Origin of the sequence: Aphanothece sacrum FPU1, assembly GCF_003864295.1 — a bacterium.
In the GTDB taxonomy this organism is placed as follows: Bacteria; Cyanobacteriota; Cyanobacteriia; order Cyanobacteriales; family Microcystaceae; genus Aphanothece_B; species Aphanothece_B sacrum.
Genome location: NZ_BDQK01000001.1, coordinates 351,502 through 371,454, shown reverse-complemented (window position 1 = coordinate 371,454; position 19,953 = coordinate 351,502). Strand labels below are relative to the sequence as shown.

Annotated in this window: 21 protein-coding genes and 1 pseudogene; 11 read left to right on the top strand and 11 right to left on the bottom strand. The window is 37.1% G+C overall.

Going from position 1 to position 19,953, the window contains the following annotated elements:
- The first annotated feature begins 109 nt into the window (after positions 1-109).
- The 5 genes from AsFPU1_RS01675 (at position 110) to AsFPU1_RS01655 (ending at position 4,327) form a co-directional block, all read left to right on the top strand.
- Positions 110-712: a neutral zinc metallopeptidase gene (locus tag AsFPU1_RS01675; RefSeq protein WP_124977682.1), complete on the top strand. Its 603-nt coding sequence runs from the start codon at positions 110-112 to the stop codon at positions 710-712.
- The gene (locus AsFPU1_RS01670; protein WP_148096732.1) at positions 700-1,848 is read left to right on the top strand and encodes an acyltransferase family protein; all 1,149 of its coding nucleotides are present in this window, start codon (positions 700-702) and stop codon (positions 1,846-1,848) included. Before AsFPU1_RS01675 ends, AsFPU1_RS01670 begins: the two co-directional genes overlap by 13 nt.
- A gap of 320 nt (positions 1,849-2,168) precedes the next feature.
- Positions 2,169-3,692 carry a photosystem II chlorophyll-binding protein CP47 gene (psbB, locus tag AsFPU1_RS01665; RefSeq protein WP_124977695.1) on the top strand — a complete coding sequence of 508 codons (1,524 nt, stop codon included), beginning with the start codon at positions 2,169-2,171 and terminating at the stop codon, positions 3,690-3,692.
- 144 nt (positions 3,693-3,836) lie between these two features.
- Positions 3,837-4,067: an AbrB/MazE/SpoVT family DNA-binding domain-containing protein gene (locus AsFPU1_RS01660; protein ID WP_124977697.1), complete on the top strand. Its 231-nt coding sequence runs from the start codon at positions 3,837-3,839 to the stop codon at positions 4,065-4,067.
- Positions 4,064-4,327: a Fic family protein gene (locus AsFPU1_RS01655; RefSeq protein WP_124977699.1), complete on the top strand. Its 264-nt coding sequence runs from the start codon at positions 4,064-4,066 to the stop codon at positions 4,325-4,327. Before AsFPU1_RS01660 ends, AsFPU1_RS01655 begins: the two co-directional genes overlap by 4 nt.
- Here the strand turns inward: AsFPU1_RS01655 and AsFPU1_RS01650 are convergent.
- The 6 genes and pseudogenes from AsFPU1_RS01650 to AsFPU1_RS01625 form a co-directional block, all read right to left on the bottom strand.
- Entirely contained in the window at positions 4,298-4,768 is a 471-nt protein-coding gene (locus tag AsFPU1_RS01650) for a DUF29 domain-containing protein (RefSeq protein WP_124977701.1), read from the bottom strand. The genes AsFPU1_RS01655 and AsFPU1_RS01650 overlap by 30 nt on opposite strands.
- A 32-nt stretch (positions 4,769-4,800) precedes the next feature.
- On the bottom strand, positions 4,801-5,079 hold the full coding sequence (locus AsFPU1_RS01645; protein WP_227873638.1) for a hypothetical protein: 279 nt from the start codon (positions 5,077-5,079) through the stop codon (positions 4,801-4,803).
- A gap of 82 nt (positions 5,080-5,161) precedes the next feature.
- Entirely contained in the window at positions 5,162-5,785 is a 624-nt protein-coding gene (locus tag AsFPU1_RS22900) for an Ivy family c-type lysozyme inhibitor (protein WP_227875700.1), read from the bottom strand.
- Positions 5,775-6,119, bottom strand: a pseudogene (locus AsFPU1_RS22390) (IS607 family transposase); the annotation flags it as partial. The gene AsFPU1_RS22900 and the pseudogene AsFPU1_RS22390, both read right to left, overlap by 11 nt.
- A gap of 278 nt (positions 6,120-6,397) precedes the next feature.
- Positions 6,398-7,993, bottom strand: coding sequence for a nickel-dependent hydrogenase large subunit (locus tag AsFPU1_RS01630; protein WP_124977705.1), 1,596 nt, complete (start codon positions 7,991-7,993; stop codon positions 6,398-6,400).
- 418 nt (positions 7,994-8,411) lie between these two features.
- Positions 8,412-9,374 carry a hydrogenase small subunit gene (locus AsFPU1_RS01625; protein ID WP_124977708.1) on the bottom strand — a complete coding sequence of 321 codons (963 nt, stop codon included), beginning with the start codon at positions 9,372-9,374 and terminating at the stop codon, positions 8,412-8,414.
- 1,060 nt (positions 9,375-10,434) lie between these two features.
- On the opposite strand from AsFPU1_RS01625, the gene AsFPU1_RS01620 reads away from it, so the two are divergent.
- The 5 genes from AsFPU1_RS01620 to AsFPU1_RS01600 all read left to right on the top strand — a co-directional run bounded on the left by AsFPU1_RS01620 (position 10,435) and on the right by AsFPU1_RS01600 (position 13,882).
- Positions 10,435-11,421 (top strand): tetratricopeptide repeat protein, encoded by a 987-nt coding sequence (locus tag AsFPU1_RS01620; RefSeq protein ID WP_124977710.1) that lies wholly within the window; start codon positions 10,435-10,437, stop codon positions 11,419-11,421.
- A gap of 37 nt (positions 11,422-11,458) precedes the next feature.
- Positions 11,459-11,728, top strand: a complete 270-nt coding sequence (locus tag AsFPU1_RS01615; RefSeq protein ID WP_124977712.1) for an asr0689 family protein — start codon at positions 11,459-11,461, stop codon at positions 11,726-11,728.
- Positions 11,729-11,740: 12 nt separating this feature from the next.
- Complete coding sequence (locus AsFPU1_RS01610; protein ID WP_124977714.1) at positions 11,741-11,965, top strand: hypothetical protein; 225 nt, start codon at positions 11,741-11,743, stop codon at positions 11,963-11,965.
- Between the two features lie 266 nt (positions 11,966-12,231).
- On the top strand, positions 12,232-13,101 hold the full coding sequence (locus AsFPU1_RS01605; RefSeq protein ID WP_124977716.1) for a NifU family protein: 870 nt from the start codon (positions 12,232-12,234) through the stop codon (positions 13,099-13,101).
- Between the two features lie 412 nt (positions 13,102-13,513).
- Positions 13,514-13,882 (top strand): EamA family transporter, encoded by a 369-nt coding sequence (locus AsFPU1_RS01600; protein WP_124977718.1) that lies wholly within the window; start codon positions 13,514-13,516, stop codon positions 13,880-13,882.
- 41 nt (positions 13,883-13,923) lie between these two features.
- Here AsFPU1_RS01600 and AsFPU1_RS01595 read toward each other — a convergent pair whose 3' ends face one another.
- From AsFPU1_RS01595 to AsFPU1_RS01575, 5 genes are all read right to left on the bottom strand, one after another.
- Positions 13,924-14,475, bottom strand: coding sequence for a DUF3172 domain-containing protein (locus tag AsFPU1_RS01595; RefSeq protein WP_124977720.1), 552 nt, complete (start codon positions 14,473-14,475; stop codon positions 13,924-13,926).
- A 63-nt stretch (positions 14,476-14,538) separates the two neighbouring features.
- On the bottom strand, positions 14,539-15,618 hold the full coding sequence (locus tag AsFPU1_RS01590; protein ID WP_124977722.1) for a WD40 repeat domain-containing protein: 1,080 nt from the start codon (positions 15,616-15,618) through the stop codon (positions 14,539-14,541).
- A 68-nt stretch (positions 15,619-15,686) separates the two neighbouring features.
- Entirely contained in the window at positions 15,687-16,250 is a 564-nt protein-coding gene (locus tag AsFPU1_RS01585) for a ferric reductase-like transmembrane domain-containing protein (RefSeq protein ID WP_124977724.1), read from the bottom strand.
- 358 nt (positions 16,251-16,608) lie between these two features.
- The gene (locus tag AsFPU1_RS01580) at positions 16,609-16,947 is read right to left on the bottom strand and encodes a hypothetical protein (protein WP_124977726.1); all 339 of its coding nucleotides are present in this window, start codon (positions 16,945-16,947) and stop codon (positions 16,609-16,611) included.
- A 302-nt stretch (positions 16,948-17,249) separates the two neighbouring features.
- On the bottom strand, positions 17,250-18,431 hold the full coding sequence (locus tag AsFPU1_RS01575; RefSeq protein WP_124977728.1) for an aldo/keto reductase: 1,182 nt from the start codon (positions 18,429-18,431) through the stop codon (positions 17,250-17,252).
- Between the two features lie 82 nt (positions 18,432-18,513).
- On the opposite strand from AsFPU1_RS01575, the gene AsFPU1_RS01570 reads away from it, so the two are divergent.
- The gene (locus AsFPU1_RS01570; RefSeq protein WP_124977730.1) at positions 18,514-19,842 is read left to right on the top strand and encodes a bifunctional folylpolyglutamate synthase/dihydrofolate synthase; all 1,329 of its coding nucleotides are present in this window, start codon (positions 18,514-18,516) and stop codon (positions 19,840-19,842) included.
- Positions 19,843-19,953: the final 111 nt, after the last annotated feature.

Below are 19,953 nucleotides of genomic sequence, written 5' to 3'. Positions count from 1 at the left end.
GAACTAGGATCAAGAAAATAGCCTAAATCATACCTTTTTAACTCCTACTTGGCCCATTATCTACGATCAGGGCATTTTTTCAGGAGAAAAATGGGAAATAGTGAACAAAATGAGACACACAATTACTGCCGGATTTATTTCAGTATTGCTTGGATTATTTCCTTTAAACCCTGTTCAAGCTGCATGGGACGCGCCTACTTTATCATTGATGAGTCAAGGACTAGATGCGTTTTGGGGAGGGTTTCTGCAACGGTTAGGGGTTAAGTATACTTACCCCGTTGTCCATACCCATAAAGGGGCAGAAATGACTCCTTGCGGCTTGGCAATGATCGCTCATTATTGTAGCCAGACTAACACCATCCATCTTAACATGACACAGATGAACAAATTAGCATCCCGTATCGGAGATTCTGCGGCTTATTTTTCTCTAGCCCATGAATACGGTCATTCTGTGCAACGACATTTAGGAATGCTCGACAAAAATCTTCCGGTGGTAGTATTAGAATTGCAAGCTGATTGTTTGGCCGGTGTGTTCTTTTCTGCGACCAAGCAGTTAGGACTTCTCGAACCAGGGGATATCGAAGAAGGAGTAATTATGGCGACGATGACAGGGGATAATCACTATGAAGATCCAAGTCATCACGGAACCTCTAAACAAAGGGCAAAAGCTTTTTTAAGTGGACTTCGTAACCCTACTGCTTGTTTTCAGTAGATAAAATAAAAAAAGTCAGTAAGAATATGATTAAAAGTAACGATCAATCTTTGTTGAAACTATCAAGAATTATTGAATTTGATGCATTAAGAGTCATGGCATTGTTCATGATACTTTATACTCATTTTTTTGCTTATGTTCCCCTGAATCTCTATCTTAATGTTATCTTTAATAATACTGCTTTGATTGGGCTTTCAATATTTGTTTTTCTGTCTGGTTTTGGCTTATATACTTCGGTATTAAGTAAAGGCTTGACTAATTTTAATCCTTTAGATTTCTTAAAAAAAAGATTGCTTCGGATCTATCCTCTTTATTTACTTTCTATTATTCTATATTTTCTAATATTTAATTTTCTTAAAATTTATCAGCCTTTTGATTTACAACCCATAGTACGAGCCATTATTGGTCATCTACTTTGTTTACAAGTTATTTTTTACCCTAAGATACCACAGATGATGACTATCTGGTTTATAGGGATGATTGTTCCTTTCTATCTTCTTTTTCTCATAACGGCAGCTTTACCTATTAGGAAATTTATAATTGCTAATTTATTTATTTTTTTATTACTCGTTTTTATCAAGTTTATTTTTGAAATTAATGATATTGAATTAATTGATTTACGTTTAATTTTTTACTATCCAATTTTTGTTTTTGGTTCCATCGTAGCTGGATTTGCAGAGTTTTTTAATAGAAAACAAATATATTTAAAACCAGCCATACTTTTAAATTTATTGTTAATAACTATTTTCTCTTTATTTTTGCAAACCCAAGATCAACTCACATTTCCTCATAGTCTTCATCTGAAATTGATAGATGTCATTAATGTCATTTATTTTTTCATCCACTCATTTCTTTTCACCACCCTATTAACTTTAGGAGTTTTTCTGATTTCTCAATGGATTAAACAACAGAAATCGTTAGTTGTGTATTTATCTAATTTATCCTATGCAGCTTATTTGCTTCACCGCGTTGTTTACGGGTTATTTTTCTTCGTTATTAATCGTCAACTAAATCTGCCACATCTAGTAAGGATTCCCTTATTTCTACTGATAACAATATTATTATTTTGGATATCGGATAAAGTAGTCTTATTAGAGAAACTTCTTTTGAAGAGGGTATTCCCAAAAATTGGCTAAATAAATATAATTAGATCAATTTGTAGTATTTAATGCCACTTTTTGAAAGTACAAAATATAGAACAAAAAAACTTACAAAACCTTTTCAACGGCTAAGAGATCATCTAGTTTTCTAACACCCTCCTAAAGAAACCCCTGACTCCCACCAGGGGTTTTTACTTTACAGAAGGTTTCATCTACACAGATAATGGTGGTTAGCTTACTCTTAACCTTGAACGCCCATTTATAAGCGATCGCGGCTAGAGTATCATAAATAAGCCAAGACAAATTAAGAAAAAAGCGTCAAAGTATACATATTGTCAATAGGAGGGGTGTAGTCAATGGGACTACCTTGGTATCGAGTTCACACAGTCGTTCTGAATGACCCAGGACGTTTAATATCAGTTCACCTGATGCACACTGCTCTAGTAGCAGGTTGGGCAGGTTCTATGGCTCTGTATGAGCTAGCTATTTTTGATCCTAGTGATCCCGTTCTTAACCCTATGTGGCGACAAGGGATGTTTGTACTTCCCTTCATGGCCCGTTTAGGAGTCACTAGTTCTTGGGGTGGTTGGAGTGTCACCGGAGAAACTGGGTTAAATCCTGGTTATTGGTCATTTGAAGGGGTTGCTGCCGCTCATATTGTCCTATCTGGTTTACTCTTCTTAGCTGCCGTTTGGCATTGGGTTTTCTGGGACTTAGAGCTATTTGTTGATGCTCGTACAGGAGAACCCGCTCTCGACTTACCAAAAATGTTCGGGATTCACTTGTTCTTATCTGGTCTACTCTGCTTTGGGTTTGGCGCATTTCACCTCACCGGATTGTGGGGGCCTGGAATGTGGGTATCTGACCCCTATAGTTTGACTGGCCATGTTCAACCTGTGGCACCTGAATGGGGGCCAGCCGGGTTTAACCCCTTTAATCCAGGTGGTGTAGTGGCTCACCACATTGCGGCTGGTATTGTGGGCATTATTGCGGGGTTATTCCACTTAACGGTACGGCCTCCCGAACGCCTTTACAAAGCTTTGAGAATGGGGAATATTGAAACCGTTCTCTCTAGCAGTATTGCGGCTGTATTCTTCGCTGCTTTCGTGGTAGCTGGAACCATGTGGTATGGCAATGCGACCACTCCTGTTGAGTTATTTGGGCCGACCCGTTATCAATGGGATAATGGTTTCTTCCAACAAGAAATTGCTCGTCGGGTAGAAGCGAATGTAGCGGCTGGAGACAGCTTAACTGAAGCTTGGTCAAAAATTCCTGAAAAATTGGCGTTTTATGACTATGTGGGTAATAGCCCCGCTAAAGGCGGTTTATTCCGTACTGGTTCCATGGTCAGTGGTGATGGTATCGCCCAAAGTTGGTTAGGTCATGCGGTCTTTAAGGACAAAGAAGGTCGGGTATTAAACGTTCGTCGGATGCCTAACTTCTTTGAAACTTTCCCCATTGTTATGACTGATGCTGAAGGTGTTGTTCGTGCGGATATTCCTTTCCGTCGGGCAGAGTCTAAACTCAGTGTGGAACAAACGGGTATAACTGTTAGTTTCTACGGTGGTGCGTTAGATGGTCAAGTCTTTTCTAACCCTGCTGATGTGAAGAAATTCGCTCGTCAAGCTCAGTTAGGTGAAGCTTTTGAATTTGACCGCGAAACTTTGGGTTCTGATGGGGTATTCCGTACCAGTCCCAGAGGTTGGTTCACTTTTGGACACGCTGTCTTTGCTCTGTTGTTCTTCTTTGGTCATATTTGGCATGGTTCTCGTACTCTGTACCGAGATGTATTTGCGGGTATTGACCCTGATCTCGAAGAACAAGTCGAGTTTGGTTTGTTTGCTAAAGTGGGTGACTTGAGTACCCGTCGAGAAGGTTAGGTTTCCTTTTAGTTAACCAATAAATACCTTAATTTTTAGGGAGTCAGGGAATTTATCCTTGACTCCTATTTTTTTCGTCTTAACAATTCCTATTACACTTAACCATGGATATTATAATAGTGTCATGACTTAACCAAGAAACTGATGACTACCCTTAAACTTAAAATCATTGATAATGGTGTTGGTATAACATTTCCTGAAGAATACTTAAAACATCTTGGTGTTAAATCAGGTGATGAAGTTTTAATAAGAAAAGAAGCTGATGGTCGAATTGTTTTATCTCCTTATAATTCTGATTTAGCTGCTACGATGGAAGCTTATCAAAAAGTCAAGGAACTTTACCATAACACATTAAAAGCTTTATCTGATCAATGACTTCTTATTATCAATGGCTTACACAATTAGAAGTTGTAACTTTACACAATGCCATTATTAGAGATTATGGAGGACATTCTAATATACTTGATGAAGGTGCTTTAGAGTCTACTCTTCATCGTCCCCAAAACTTAGTTTACTATCAACCTGACTCTACTGTTTTTGACTTAGCAGCAGCCTATGGATATGGTATCGTTATTAATATAAATCATTTTTTTGACTATTTCTTCTCATCCATTACCATAAAAATCCTCATCTAATATCTGCTCTTTCAAAAAAGGACAACTTTTAGGATACTTACTTTCTTGGGGAATACGAACACCAAATTGAGCTAATTTTCCTTCCTTAATTGCTATTTTACGAGCATCGGAGTAAGCTTCTTTAATAGCAGTTTCTAGATAAGATTTAAGAGAAGGAGTATCCCTTAAATTTTTGTGAACTCGCTGACGATGTTCGATAACAGAACGATACCAGCTATCTTTCATTGATGGGGGTGCATGATGTTGTACTTTTAATTTGAGTAAATGAGCTAAAAGAATCATCAAATTACTTTCTAACGTTCTTTTTTCTGATTTTCCCAACTCGGTTAATTCCTCAATTAAGTTATCAATATCTAAAGCAGAAAATTCGCCCTTCTGTAAGTGACAAATAGTTTGTTGTAGCCATATTTGAAAATCTTGATCGTAAAGCGTCTTAGACATAAAAATAATAGTGTATAAGTAGGTAATAAAATTTAAGCAATGGATATTGCGGTACTTTCTTTAACATTCAGATCACCAATTTCTCTAATTTTATCCCAATCAATCACAGCAACCCAAAGATTTTCTTGTGAGGAATATTGGACTATACCATCAACTTCTAATTCTTCACTATACAAAGTTAATTCTTGTCCCTTTTTTAGACAAATATTTTGACAGCTTAAATCCTCAAGAGTTCCCGTACAATTTAACCGTAAACGACCTTGAGCATCAGCATTATGAAAATCAGCAAAGACTCTTAATTTATTCATCATTATTTTAGTCCTTAATTATTTTTAGTTGGATTAGGAATCGTTGGTGTCAACAAATAACTAATTTGTTCGGGGGTTAAACCTGTTAGCGTTGCATGATTATTGCTTCTTCCAGAGGTACGAATAACATCACCACCCATTTGACGAACCTCATTAAATCATCTAGGTAAGAACAGAGTCGATTGATTTTCCCAATATCCTTTTGCCCAATCTCAATAAACCGTTGCCCATCAAACCCAGTTAAAAATGTTCTAACACCAGGATCTAAACTAATTATATTATTGTTTGAGTTTTCGGCTTGCTCAACGGAGTTTAAAAAGACGGCAAACCATTCACCCGACTTACTTTTGATTAACTGGGTTGCGTAAGCATTTTTTAAGGGGATAGGTTCCGACGATTCAAACTCTAACCCTTTTGTTACGTTCGGATACCATTTTCCCTGAGCAAAATTACTGTTATTAAACTTAATAGTTTGTCGAGGGGCATGGCAATTTCTAAACTTACAATCTTTACTCGCGGTGTAAGCCTGGTGAGCATCAAAAATAGCATTCTGTCTTATATGACATGGTGTTTCTTTTACCCACTCAGGTAGGTTTGACTGCATGATAATATTCCTTAATTTAGTTTTACCCATCCTGCCGTTTTTTTTCTGATAAGCAATAGCTTGATTGAAACAATATCGACAAGCAGCTGCCCATTTATTCCACATTATTTTGAGTTCTGGAGTGGGGTAAATCTTGATCTTTCTTGATCTGAGTTTTATATTTTCTGAGTCCATACAATCTGCTTGAGAAGCAGTGGAGGATAGCAAGGATGTCTTCAACCATTTCTGCTTCTGGAGAAAGGTTTGTCTCGTTGAGAACCACGATTGTACAGTCAAATTGCTGACAGAACCAGTTAAGCCAATCGAACCCAAATCTTGCCAATCTGTCTTTGTGAGCGACAACAATTGTTCCGATAGTTCCTGACATAACTCGTTCCAATAAGGCAAGAAGTTTTTTTCTTTTGAAGTTGAGTCCTCCTGCGATCTCGCTAACAATTTCTCCCTAACTGTTGTGATACCAATTTGACCATGAGGGATGTTTTTAGCCAATTGTTCCACCTTTAAGCCTACTCCACTTTCCACTGAAATGCCAGTAATTCCACAAGGGTGAGTTCCGATACCTCGTCTAATATCTTCTGGACGGTTACGACCTCCTCGAATGACTAATGCTTCGTCTGAAATGCTTGTTTCATTCACTATCTTTTGAGTTTAGAACTAATAATAAATATTGTAGGGGTCAACGGCCGTTGACCCCTACATTAAAACCGCAATAAACAATTAATTAGTACGGAACCTGGCTAATTCTTCCCCTGTCTTAGCATCATGAGCATGAACCGTACACACTAAACAAGAATCAAAAGAACGGGCCACATGACCCACTTCTACGGGGTTGGTGGGGTCTTCAATAGGAATACCTACTAAAGCTTCTTCAATGGGCCCTCTGGTATGTGTACCATCCCTTGGCCCCACATTCCAAGTCGTCGGGGCAATAACTTGATAATTCTTGATTTTACCCCCTTCTACTTCGACCCAGTGACACAAGGCCCCACGACTCGCTTCGGTACCACCCCAACCCCGGCCATCTTTTTCTTGGGGTTTAATGTACCAGGGGTCATTTAACTTAAATTCTCGCAGACATCGTTCTACTTCTCGATACATCTTAACGGATTCGTGCATCCGGGCAAATTCCCGTAAATGAATACTGGGGCCACCCATCTTTTTAAACATATCTAACACTAAGCCGTCATAATGTTGCCAGCTTTCTCCATGTTTACCCCCGGCCACTAATTGACGCGCAAGAGAACCTACTTCCATACGGCCTAAATCTTTATGACTTACCGCAGTGGCCCAGGAATATTTATCGTCATAGTCTCCTGCATTATTTTCTTTGGGTCTAGTGTTACGATCAAAGGGATGAACATCTGCCGTTCCTTCTTCATACCAACCATGACTGGTATTCTCACGAGCGAAGGTATGGTCTACCATATGGTGAGTATCAGTCAAGCTATCATAGACACCCCCTTTCATAATAACGGCAGCATTACGCCCTTCTATGGTGGGTTTTTGATATTTATCTTCATGGGGAAGATAACCCCAGGTTAAAAATTTACCTGGTCCGGCCCCATATTTATCTAAGCCAATATCTAACCCCATACGCCAATAAAATCCTAGATCTGAGTTAGCATGATTAGGACTTTCTTCTAACCAGGCCATAAAATCGTCATAGGTTTGAATTTGTTCGTAACGTTCTAAAGAACACCCTAACCAGACTGGTTCTAGCCAATTAGTCCGAAAATATTCCATAATACCCCAACCCCGTGTAACATCGGTTAGAGTAGGGGCGCACATGACACCACCAGGAACCATATAACTAGAATGGGGCCATTGTCCCCCAAATAAAGCATACAGTTCAACGGGTTTTGCTGAGGTAGTAATGGCTATTTCGTAAGATGTCCCCCTAAACGCGCTAAACCGTTTACAAGCTTCTTCGTAAAAGGGGCTATTTTTGTATTTTTTATTGGTTAAGTCAATAGCATATAAGGCATAAAAATGTCTGGGATGACTTTGAATACTTTCGACTAATTGTCCTAAATTTCTCGCTAAAATAGCATTACGAGGAACTTCGGTTCCCCAAGCTGTATCTAAGGCCCAAGAAGCACAACTAAGGTGAGATGCACCACAAATACCACAAATACGGGGAGTAACAATGAGTCCTGCTTGGGGGTCTTTTCCTTTTAAAATTACTTCAAAACCGCGAAATAATTCAGCTTTTGTCCAAGCATTAACTACATAACCATCTTCAATATCGACTCTAACGTCTAAGTCTCCTTCTACTCTCCCAACTGGAGAGATTTCTAATGTTTTAATTGGCATATTTTTCCTCTCAAAAATGGTGAAATGTTCTAATTGTGCGGACGGTTTTACCTAATATCTTGATTAGAATAAAACATTATGTAGGGGTGGGTTTATTTGACTTTTTTGTGAGTATCAGGTAGGGTCGGGGTGGGTTTATTTGACTCATTTGTGAGTATCAGGTAGGGTCGGGGTGGGTTTATTTGACTCATTTGTGAGTATCAGGTAGGGTCGGGGCGGGTTTATTTGACTTTTTTGTGAGTATCAGGTAGGGTCGGGGCGGGTTTATTTGACTTTTTTGTGAGTATCAGGTAGGGTCGGGGCGGGTTTATTTGACTTTTTTGTGAGTATCATGGACTTATGTAAAAAACCCGCCCCTACAAAAAAAATCGCCCCTACAAAAAACCCGATCCTACAAAAAACCTGTCCCTACAGATGGTTACACGGTAAAAAAGTCCTCGTTGGCCCAAGATGGACTGGCATCTTTAGCAACAACTGTCATCAAAGCATAGTCTTTTTTGTTCATTCCTGGGGGTAAATCTTTCGGAACACCCATGACAGTTTGGGTTTTAAAAACAGTTCCTGGTTTTAGATCATAAAATGGAAATTCTGGTTCGGTACACCCTAAACAGGGCATTCCTGCACGGGTTTTAGAAGATACCCTATTCCATAAAATACGGTTACAGGAAGAATGAGTCATGGGGCCACGACAGCCCATATCATAAAAGAGACATCCGGTACGCTGTCCAAAGTCTTGGGTGGTTGCTTTATAAGCAAAGTGAATATTGCGGGTGCAACCTGTTTGGGTAAAGCTGCGGAAGAAGGTTTGCGGACGATGAAACTCGTCTAAGGTTATATCTCCTACCCTTCCAGTAGCAACTGCCACTAATATTTGACTAATCCAGTCAGGATGAGCAGGACAACCAGGGATATTAATCACAGGTAAACCTGCTTGAGAACGATAATCCGTTCCCAAAAATCCCCCTTCTTTGCGTTTGAGAAATTGTAGTCCAATGGAGTCACTAGGGTTTGGTTCCATCGCAGGAATACCACCATACGTGGCACAGTCTCCTACCGCAACCACAAACCCCGCGACTTTAGATAGGTCTGCTAACCAATCTTTCATGGGACGACCAGCAAAACGGTTCCATTCTCCGCTTCCTTTGGGGGCATTAACCACACTTCCCTCAAAAACGAGAATATCTACCGGAATTTTGCCACTAACACAATCTTTTAAGAGTTGTTGTAAGTCATCTCCTAATTCCAAACCAAGGGAAGGATGCCATAAAATATTAATCCCAAAGTCTGTAATTAAATCGACAACGGTGGGTTCTTCTGCATTAAGAAATGAGATGGTGTTGCCTGAACAAGCTCCACCTTGCAGCCAAAGAACATTAGCCATAAGACTATCTCTGCTTTAGGTTTTTCTGACATTATGCAGTAAACTCTCTTAAATTCTTGAATTGTTTAAGATTCATTTAATAATAATTTCAACAATATTAAACCTTTAGATTTAAAGGTAATATTTAGGGGCTTTGTGTCAGTCTTTATTTATGTTTTCTGTATTAAAAATAACAGATATTTTCTTTGTTTTATGATGTTGGGTTTCTAATATTATCCTTATATCCGTAAGGGTCAACGGCCGTTGACCAAAAAAGAGGTTTCAAGCCTCCTATGAGCAAGGGGATAGAAATAAAAATATTCGTTGCTTCAAGCTATCGACTTGTTTGCGATAGTAACTGATAACTGATAACTGATAACTGATAACTGAAACGACCCCTACCCATTATTAATATTATCATCCATAGAAATACTATGCTATGGGCGATCGCTTTATTCATATAAGAATATATTATCTAATCAGAGTAAATCTTTACAACATTAAATCAATCAATTCTCTTTACATAACGAAATGTCTGAGAATAACTTTCAATAAGCAACGAAATTACTGGCATTGAGGCTGTTATAATGAAATAAAGATCTACAGCACGTATGTCAAAAACCAAATTATAAGCATTTAAGCCCTATATTTCGTTAAGCTTACCCCTCATTAGACCCTATTACCCTCATTGAATGACTTAAACTGACTTTTATTTGAGCAAATGTATTAAATGCTGTAAAGTTTATTGAAGCTAGGGATTGACAAAATAGTCAATATAGCAGTTAGAACAGAACTAATAAAAATTATCAAGTTAACAGAAATAGAATTACTGGAGGGAATAAACCTTAAAAAAAGGCAAAGAAAAGGGCAGAAAATCCAGACCTATTGGTTGAATAGGATAAAGGTGGTGTTCAGCATTAATTGTGAATAAAAAGTAAATATTTTAGGAACTCATAATATTGTCAACAGATAAAGTTAGTGAAGAAAAACCGAGTAAAATTTCTTTTTAATGAAATGATAAATTATCCTTGAAATTAATGAGAGAATTCTCAACCTTTCAACTATGGGAGACATTAAAGCTGTGAGTGCAAGCCTAACCGATTCAACTGTTAAAGCCGCCTTAGAGGCAATAGAATCCGATATGGCAACCCTGCCAGAAAAAATCGAAATGCTCATCGAAATGGCAGCCGGATTACAAAGTAAGCCTAGAAGTCCCCAACAAATTGAAGACGCAATCTTTCTTTATTGTCGAGCTATTGAATTATGTCCTGCGGAACATCCTTTATTAAGAGCGAGAGGATTAACCGGAATGGGGACAGCCTTAAGAATTATGCCAGCAGAGGGGCCAGAATTTTTATTAGAAGCTAAAGCGGCTTATGATGCAGCCCTTCCTATTTTACAAGAACACGCTGCCCCCGAAGAAATTGCCGAAACACAGATGAATTTAGGGGTAGTAATTCAAGCATTAGTTCCGTTTCACAAAGCCACTCTCAAGAATGCCATACAAGCTTATCAAAGGGCCGCGAGAGTCTTTAATGGACAAAATTATCCCCAAGAATTTGCTATTATTCAGAATAATATTGCGATCGCTTATTTATCTTTACCTCTAGCAGCAGAAGGGGAAGGAATGCGACAAGCAATGGCAGTACAATCTTTTGAAGAAGCCTTAAAATGGGTCACTTTAATTGATTATCCTAGCGAATATGCGATGTTAAACAATAACTTGGCTAATGCTTTACAATACCTTCCCACTGTTCATCCTATTGAGAATAATTTAAAAGCGTTAGCTGCTTATAATGAAGCATTAAAAGTGCGTACCGCTCAAGATACTCCTATTGAGTATGCTAACACCATTTCTAATAAAGCCAATGTGTTATTTAACTTACCTGATGATATTGAGTATCCCGCAAAAGGCAATCTTAAGAATTTAATGAAAGCCAAAACTTACTATCAAGAAGCTTATGCTATGTTTAGGGAATATGAACAATGGGAACAAGCAGAAATTGTTAAGCAAGCAATGCAAGAAGTGGAAAAAGAATTACAAATACAATTAACAATTAACAATTAATCACGAACAATTTACTGTTTGTAGGAGAGAAAATTCAATGACTGAAATCTTAGGAAATTTGAGTAGCAATGCTATTATGCACGATTTTTTACATAATCTAATGATAGGAGAAATTACCTGGTTAACGGGTATATTTTGGTTAGCGATCGCGGCGATTATTTCAATGATTGGAGGAGCCATCGGCGGAATATTATTAGCAGGGAAAGATTTAGGCTATGAATTAGCTGCTTTATTAGGGGGATTATTTGGCCCTGCTGGAGTGATTCCTGTGGCGATGATTGGTTTAGTTATATTAAAATTAGTCTAGGAGAAATAGACCATGTTAGAAGTAGGTTGGTATTCCCTGAAATTGTTTTTTAAGGGTAAATTATTACGTAACCCTGGTTATTTTTATCGACAGGTTACTTTTGGAGTAATTATCGGTTTACTGTTGTTATTGGGATTAGAAAAAACAGGACTCAACCTAGCCATTGTCATTGGCATTTCTAGTTTATTGACGGGTATGGCAATGCCATTTTTGCTCAAAGACATCAAGATGAAGTAAAACAATATTTAGGGTCAATTCATAAATTGACAGTTTCATTCTGAGTTTAATTAGGAGGGGTTTATCTGACTTTTTTGTGAGTATCATAAAATAAGGGGCGGGTTTATTTGACTTTTTTGTGAGTATCATGGACTTATGTAAAAAACCCGCCCCTACGAAAACCCGCCCCGACGAAATGGATATTTATCCAGAAGGAAATAACCCTGATAAATTGAACATCCCAAAACACTCAATAAAAATAAATCATAGTCAAAGACAGGATAATTATGACCCAAAATATTCCATCTTCAGATACTATTAAAACCTTAGAAGAATTAGTTCAACAAATTAATAAATATGAAGAAATTATCAGTCAATGGGATAAAAATCAACAAGTAGTTGTAGAGGGATTAAAACAAGCCGTTGAAGCTTTACATAAAGAAGCATTAACCCGTCTTATTCGGAGTGTAAAACAAGAATCTTTATCCGCATTACGTCATGCTGTTGAAGATGAAATAGTATATGGATTATTATGTTATCATGAATTAATTAAACCCCCAAAACCTCCTTTAGAACAACGAATTCACCAAGCATTAGAAAGCATTAGACCAGGTTTAAAAAGCCATAATGGGGATGTAGAATTAGTGAATATTAAACTGCCTGATACAGTAGAAGTGCAATTACTAGGAACCTGTAGTAATTGTCCTGCTTCTACCTTAACCATGAAACAAGGAGTAGAAGAAGCAATTAAAACTTATTGTCCTGAAATAACCAAAGTTATCTCTATTAATACCAAAAATAATAATAAAAATCAAGGTAATATTGAGAGTCCTTTTGCTGCATCAGAAGATGCAGGTTGGATAGCCTTAGCCAATGTTGATGAGATTCCTAATGGGGGAATTTTGCCCTTAGAAATTGAAGGATTAAAGTTGATTTTAGTAAGAAATAATGAGATAATTAAAGGATATCGTAATAGTTGTATGCACTTAGCGATGCCCTTAGATACAGGAGACGTAGAAAAGGGAATTTTGACCTGTCTTCATCACGGGTTTAAGTATCATTTAGAAACGGGAGAATGTTTAACTGCACCAGAAATATTTCTAGAAAGTTATCCGGTTAAACGAGTGAGAGAAAGAGTATTAGTTAAGCTTGAATAGGTGTTAATTAATAAGTGATAGGGGCGAGTTTTCGTAGGGGCAGGTTTCCGTAGGGGCGGGTTTTTTACATAAGTCCATGATACTCACAAAAAAGTTAAATAAACCCGCCCCTTATTTTATGATGCCCACTTATTTTATGATGCCCACTTATTTTATATAAACCCACCCGTAGGGGTCAACGGCCGTTGACCCCTACTAGGTTTTTAAAGAAAATTCATGGTTTTAATATCGTTCCTGATACATTTATGCGGTAGAATGGGACACAAAGAAGCACTATACAGCCGTTGACCCCTAGGCCATTAATCTCTGTAGTCATATTTTGCACAAATAAGTTAGGACATTGAAAAACTAGCGTTAAAGTAAAGCTTGCTGTAAATTAGTAGGTTGTATCTGTGGGCAGGAGAAGGCAACTTTGACTTATCAAGAGTTTTGTCTGTTGTTAATTTCGGTCTTAACCAGTGCTGTGGGACAATTTTTGCTCAAGCTTGGGGCGACAAAATTGGGCAAGGTTAATGCTGATAATGCTATCAGTCATATTTTGAATATTATCTTAACCCCTGAATTATTAGCGGGTCTAGCTTGTTATGGCTTAGGTGCGATCGCCTATATTCTCTTATTAACTCGTGTTAATCTGAGTGTAGCTGGTCCTTCTGCAGCTATTATGTATGTTTTTTCCGTTTTAATTGGTTATTTTTTCTTTAAAGAAGTAATTCCCGTTTATCGCGCTTTTGGTTTAGGACTTATTGTTTGTGGCGTTATTTTAGTAGTTTGGAAAGCTTAGTAAACTATCCGTAACTCAGAAAAGCGCGATCGCCCGATCAGTTAAAAATCTTGGTTATCCGTCCGAGGACTAACTGATCCGGCGGGGTTTAAAAAGAGGTTTCCGGCCGCATCATTAGGATAAATACAAGAAATTGTCGGTTTACTCTCCAATGCGCCAGTAAAACCAAATGTATTCATGCGATTTTTACAATCTCTAAATTGTTCAGATGTAACCAGTCTTTGCTGTTCCAAAAGATTAATATTACTACGACGCAAAACACAGCCAGGTTGCATAGCTGGTTGGGTGACAAAAACACTAAAGGGATTTAAGGTAATAAAGACTCGCATATCAGTGACGATGGCACTAGCACCAAATTGAACACACAATTCGGCATTAGGCGCACTTTTATCAATAACCTCCCGTGAGGCAACATTTTGAGGATCGAAACTGGCAGTAGAACTCACTCCAATCCCTACCCCAATGCCTAAAATAAAAATTCCCCCGAATAAAGCAATAGTGCCATAATTAAATTTAGGCCCAGAAGGTTCGCCAGAAGAATAACGCCCAGAATTAGAACGAGGTTGAGAAGAACGAGGAGAGCGTCGAGTCATCAGGGATTAATTTACTCTTAACCATCTATATCATAACACAAGGCAAAAAAACTGACTGATTTGTTAAAAGTTACGGGCCGTTAATCGAGTAGGAATTAACTTCGACACAGACCACAGCTTCACTGTTTCATCAGCACTGCCACTGACTAAGGTTTGGCCATCCCTACTAAAAACAACTGACCAGACTGACTTATCATGAGCCATTAAATTACTCAACAATTCTCCAGTAACAACCCGCCATACTTTCACCGTTGTATCATAACTACCACTGGCTAACTTTTGCCCGTCAGGACTAAAAGCTACCGACCATACGGCTCTAGAATGACCTTTTAATGTTTTTTTGAGTTCCCCTGTTGTCAAGTCCCATAATTTGACTGTTCTATCAACACTACCACTAGCTAAAGTTTTACCATCAGGACTCATTGCCAGCGATCGCACGGCTGCTTTATGAGCTTTCCAGGTGTTTATCTCTTGCCCATTACTAATATGCCACAAACGAATTGTCCCTTGTTGATTTCCACTGATAACTTTCTGACTATCCGTACTAAAAGCTACACTTCTCGACCAATCTTCATTAGAGAAGCGTTGGAGAACTTTTCCTGTCTGTAAGTCCCACAAAATCAAACTTTGATCAAGACTACCACTGAGAATATATTTCCCGTTGGGACTAATAGCTACTGCTTCTACATCATCGGTATGTTCCGTCAGATTATGTAGCATTTTCCCTGTCTGTACATCCCAGACTTTGACGGTATTATCCCAACTACCACTGACTAGAATATGGCTATCAGGGCTAAAAGCCAAAGATTTTACGGCATCTCCATGTCCTTTTAAAGTATAGCGTAAAGTTCCACTAGGAAGATGCCAAATTTGAATGGTTTCGCCATAACTACCACTGGCTAAAAATTGTCCATCTGGACTCATGGCGATCGCATAAATCCACCCCTCATTGTCGTTCATGGTTCTTATTGGTTTCAGAGTACTGACAGTCTTAGCAATTAAGACTGCATCCTGAGACGGTGATAAAGAAGCAAAACGAGGGCTAATAATCTGTTGGCCAAGAATCACAGCAAAAGTCGTCACAGCAAAAACGGCTGAGTATTTCTGACTCAAGTGCAATAGATTAATAGTTAAGTTTTTCATTATTGTTCCCAAACAAAAATAGGAGTGAGGTAAGAGATATTTTCAAGAAAAAAATATGAGTATGAAAGTTAAACTTCTACTTTTTCAGGCAATAGTGCAGGAACTTCTTTTTGTTTCTTTTTTTGCAATTCATTACGTTTTTCAATATAGCGACGTAGTAAATAAAGGATAGTAATGAGTCCCATCCCTACTAAGCTAATGGGAGTTAAATAAGTCCAATGACCAGACATTTTACCCCAAATGTGCCAAGTGAGCAGAAACATGGCTATATAAGTTAGGTTATGTAGCCTTTTCCAGTTCTTCTTGAGTCGTTTTATACTCCAATCATTAGAGGTAATTGCTAATAAGGTAAAGATCGTAAGTGTGACCACCCCTTGAATATAAATCCAAGAAGTTTTGAAATCAAAAAAGTCAAAATCTCTCTTCATTACTAAGAGATAACCATGACCTAAAGCCACGAGAAAAGCTAGTATTCCTATGAGTCGTCTTTGTTGTAGTAAAAACTTGGGAATTCCAGTTTTTTTGGTCTGAGGAAATACAATCCGTAAATTTGTTGGTAGTAAAGTCACAATATAGAAAAAAATAGCAACAAAGCCGAGAAAATTGCCTAATAGCCCAGTATTAAAAGTCATTGAATTAACCTCATATAAGTGTGTGAGCCGCAGAATTAAGTAAAATTCCACATTGAAAGCCTCAATATTATTAATCAATCTGAATTAAATATTTTCCTGATTCAAAATTTTGTCATCTCGAATTAGGAAAAATATTTAATACTTTTCCTCCTAAATATGCTATAATATTAACCTTCCTAAACCTCTAGAAAATCTAACTTACTTAGGGTAAATTTAGTTTGAACAATTCTAGGTGATTAGGGGTTCGTCTAGTGACTTCAATCTGTCTCTAATTAATTCCGTAATATACTTTGATTTTTTTGCCGAGACTCGATACTTTTATCTAGATAAATAAGTACTACTTGGCTGAATTGCTCACCTAACCTATATCTTGTTGTTCAATTAGTATAATTTGATAATTGTATTCTAGATTTTTTAAGGCAGTGAGAATATCATCTGTCCAAGGTTCTATATGTCCGGTGGCATCACAAATAGGTCTTCCTGTTTCTTTAGCCAATTTATAAGCGAATTTTTTCAGAATAAGGATATTTTCGTGATCTAAATTCTTGATTTTAAACAATACAAGCTGCCAGTCGTTCTCTTCTGCTCGTTTCCCTAATTCTAAATGATGTTTACCACAACCAAATACAGTACATCTAATGGGTTGAGAAAGGGATTTGACCGTAGATTTGATTTCTTTGAAAAAGGATAAAGACATAAAACTCAAAAATCACTGTTTGAGGAACAATGGGAAAAATAACCAGTTACATTGAAAAACTGATGTATTGATACCTCTGTGAAGTGAAGAAGCAAAACAAGTAATATTGATCATTGCTTAAAGAGATTCCTTCCCCTAACAGATTTTGAGTTAATCTCTTGAGTGCATTGACAAATAAAGTCTATTATCTCAATGTTATAGACAAATCTCTTTGGATGTTAGACTATTTAACATCATTTATTGAAAATCTTAGTCCAACTATAGAAAACTTAATAAAACTTAACTAATTATGAAGTATGAAATTAACTACTAGATAATCGTTGAACAGATTGACCCCCTAATAAATGATGAGTATCAGCTAATAAATCAGGAATTTTATCAGCATGAGGACTATTAACTAAACAAGATTTTAAATCTAACTTGTCTAAGTTTTCTGCTTGTTTTCCTGGAAACCAATGTCCGCCATTTCCTAATAAATTATAGCGCATTCTTCCATATTCAATCATATCATAAGCTAAGGCTAAATTTCTCAGCCATAAAATGACCGGAATATTAATATTTCCTGGGGTTTGCTTATGATTGGGTAAGCCTATATTCCAAGTTTTAACCCAATTTTCTCCTAATACTTTAATGGCTTCTGCTTCTAATCTATTGATAATAGGTTCTAGTATTTCTTCTGCTTTATCTAATAGAGATAAAGTCTTTAAATGTTCATCAAAATCTGTGGGACGAGATGCACCGACACTGAGAGTATGAACCTGAGAATGAGATAAACAAAATAAGTTATTAAACATTATTGGACTCAGGGGTTGACAGAGTTCAATTAATTTTTGTGGGGGGTCATAAAGCTTTCCTCCTTTGTCTGAGGCACTAATAATAAATACCCCCATATCATGTTTGTTAGCTGCTTCTATAGCCGGCCAATTAAGTTGATTTATATAGTACCAATGAAGGTTAACATAATCAAAACAATCGGTTTCTATAGTTTTAATAATAACATCAGTTGGGCCATGAGTGGAAAATCCAATAAAGCGAACTTTTCCTTGTTTTTGAAGTTTTCTTGCTTCATCTAAACACCCTCCTGGACGAATACATTCATCAATAATTTCGTAAGTATTAATGCCATGTATTCCCAATAAATCAACATAATCTAATTGCAGAAAAGCTAAAGATTTATCAAATTCACGGCGAAATTGTTTAACATTTTTTTGGGGGCATACTTTGGTTTGCACGATTAATTGTTCTCTGGGCAACTTTGGTAAAATCTTGCCTAATTGCATCTCAGATGTGCCGTATCCTCTCGCTGTTTCAATATGATTAATTCCTACCTCTAAGGAACGACGAATAGTTGCTTCTAAATTATCCTGATTTTCTTGAGGAATTTCCTTAGCAGGGATATCTTGCCATTTATATTGATAGCGCATTCCTCCACAGGAAAAAACGGGCATTTGTAATTCTGTTCGGCCAAATCTTCTATACTGCATAATTAATCATGATATAATGGGTAATTAGTGAACTTTTAAGATGATAACATCCAAATTATAAATTATTACTGATTATTGATCCATGTTAATTGATTCTTTTTTGAAATCCTTTCAACATTTAGGGGTTAATTTAGGGTTAGAACCTATTCTAAACCTATTACAAAATTTAGGCAACCCTCATCATTCTATCCCAATTATTCATGTTGGGGGAACTAATGGTAAGGGGTCAGTTTGCGCTTATCTTTCTTCTATATTAACAGAAGCAGGATATCAGGTAGGTCGTTATACGTCACCTCATTTGATAGATTGGACAGAGAGAATTTGTGTTAATAATCAACCTATATCTGAAATAGAATTTAAAGCTATCTTAACTCAAATTAAAAGACTAATCAATAACTTTGAAGAAAGTCCTACACAATTTGAAGTTATTACCGCAGCAGCTTGGGTTTATTTTGCTCAAAAAAAGGTAGATATTGCTGTAATTGAGGTGGGGTTGGGGGGACGGTTAGATTCAACTAATGTTTGTGAACATCCTTTAGTTAGTGTTATTACTTCTATTAGTCGAGAACATTGGCAAATTTTAGGACCAACAATAGGAAATATTGCCCAAGAAAAAGCGGGTATTCTTAAAAAAAATTGTCCTGCAGTTATCGGAGAACTTCCCCTAGAAGCAGAAGCAGTTATTAAGGCTAAAATTGAAGTTTTGAACTGTCCTGTAGTCTGGGTTAAACCTGCCCTAAGAATTACAGGACTTACGCATAAAACAATTGTAAACTCTATAGATGGTGTGATGGGTTGGGAGCCTATCCTACCTTTAGGGTTTGTGTCTAAGTCTCAAATTAATGATCATTGGGCTAAATATAAGGAGATTGAGTATCCTTTATCTTTGTTGGGAGATATTCAGTTAAGTAATTCTGCTATCGCCTTAGAAACCATAACTATTTTACAACAAAAAGGCTGGAATATTCCTTTAATAGCCATTCAAAAAGGCATGAAAAAGACTCAATGGTTGGGCAGGTTACAATGGAGACGATGGCGTAATTCTCATTTGTTAATTGATGGGGCCCATAATACTGCTTCGGCTGAAGTTTTGCGTCAATATGTAGATAGTTTAGATAAAGAGATTATTTGGGTTATGGGAATGTTATCAACGAAAGAACATGATAAAATTTTTCAAGCTTTATTAAGATCTCATGACTCTTTATACTTAGTTCCTGTTCCTGACTATGATAGTGAAAATACAGAAAATTTAGCTAAGTTAGCAGCTAATATTTGTCCTAAATTAGACAATATTAAGACTTTTACCGATGTATTTTCTGCTTTGGAAGTAGCAGTTAATATGCCTGATAAGTTAATTGTTTTATGCGGTTCTCTTTATTTAGTAGGTTATTTTTTAAAGCTTACTTCTTGAGGGAAAATCAATAACTTTATATTTCTCGCAAAGACACAAAGAAATTAAATGAATTTACCTCAAGATATATAACTCAATTTATTAGTTATTTGTTAAAAGTTTTTATCACTG

Coding starts and splice junctions, on each gene's coding strand:
- AsFPU1_RS01625 (WP_124977708.1), bottom strand. CDS start 9,374: ATGGCTAATGTTCTTTGGCTGCAAGGTGGAGCTTGTTCAGGCAACACC.
- psbB (WP_124977695.1), top strand. CDS start 2,169: ATGGGACTACCTTGGTATCGAGTTCACACAGTCGTTCTGAATGACCCA.
- AsFPU1_RS01595 (WP_124977720.1), bottom strand. CDS start 14,475: ATGACTCGACGCTCTCCTCGTTCTTCTCAACCTCGTTCTAATTCTGGG.
- AsFPU1_RS01585 (WP_124977724.1), bottom strand. CDS start 16,250: ATGACTTTTAATACTGGGCTATTAGGCAATTTTCTCGGCTTTGTTGCT.
- AsFPU1_RS01655 (WP_124977699.1), top strand. CDS start 4,064: ATGACTTCTTATTATCAATGGCTTACACAATTAGAAGTTGTAACTTTA.
- AsFPU1_RS01605 (WP_124977716.1), top strand. CDS start 12,232: ATGACCCAAAATATTCCATCTTCAGATACTATTAAAACCTTAGAAGAA.
- AsFPU1_RS01675 (WP_124977682.1), top strand. CDS start 110: ATGAGACACACAATTACTGCCGGATTTATTTCAGTATTGCTTGGATTA.
- AsFPU1_RS01645 (WP_227873638.1), bottom strand. CDS start 5,079: ATGATGAATAAATTAAGAGTCTTTGCTGATTTTCATAATGCTGATGCT.
- AsFPU1_RS01590 (WP_124977722.1), bottom strand. CDS start 15,618: ATGAAAAACTTAACTATTAATCTATTGCACTTGAGTCAGAAATACTCA.
- AsFPU1_RS01575 (WP_124977728.1), bottom strand. CDS start 18,431: ATGCAGTATAGAAGATTTGGCCGAACAGAATTACAAATGCCCGTTTTT.
- AsFPU1_RS22900 (WP_227875700.1), bottom strand. CDS start 5,785: ATGTGGAATAAATGGGCAGCTGCTTGTCGATATTGTTTCAATCAAGCT.
- AsFPU1_RS01630 (WP_124977705.1), bottom strand. CDS start 7,993: ATGCCAATTAAAACATTAGAAATCTCTCCAGTTGGGAGAGTAGAAGGA.
- AsFPU1_RS01650 (WP_124977701.1), bottom strand. CDS start 4,768: ATGTCTAAGACGCTTTACGATCAAGATTTTCAAATATGGCTACAACAA.
- AsFPU1_RS01615 (WP_124977712.1), top strand. CDS start 11,459: ATGACTGAAATCTTAGGAAATTTGAGTAGCAATGCTATTATGCACGAT.
- AsFPU1_RS01660 (WP_124977697.1), top strand. CDS start 3,837: ATGACTACCCTTAAACTTAAAATCATTGATAATGGTGTTGGTATAACA.
- AsFPU1_RS01570 (WP_124977730.1), top strand. CDS start 18,514: ATGTTAATTGATTCTTTTTTGAAATCCTTTCAACATTTAGGGGTTAAT.
- AsFPU1_RS01610 (WP_124977714.1), top strand. CDS start 11,741: ATGTTAGAAGTAGGTTGGTATTCCCTGAAATTGTTTTTTAAGGGTAAA.
- AsFPU1_RS01580 (WP_124977726.1), bottom strand. CDS start 16,947: ATGTCTTTATCCTTTTTCAAAGAAATCAAATCTACGGTCAAATCCCTT.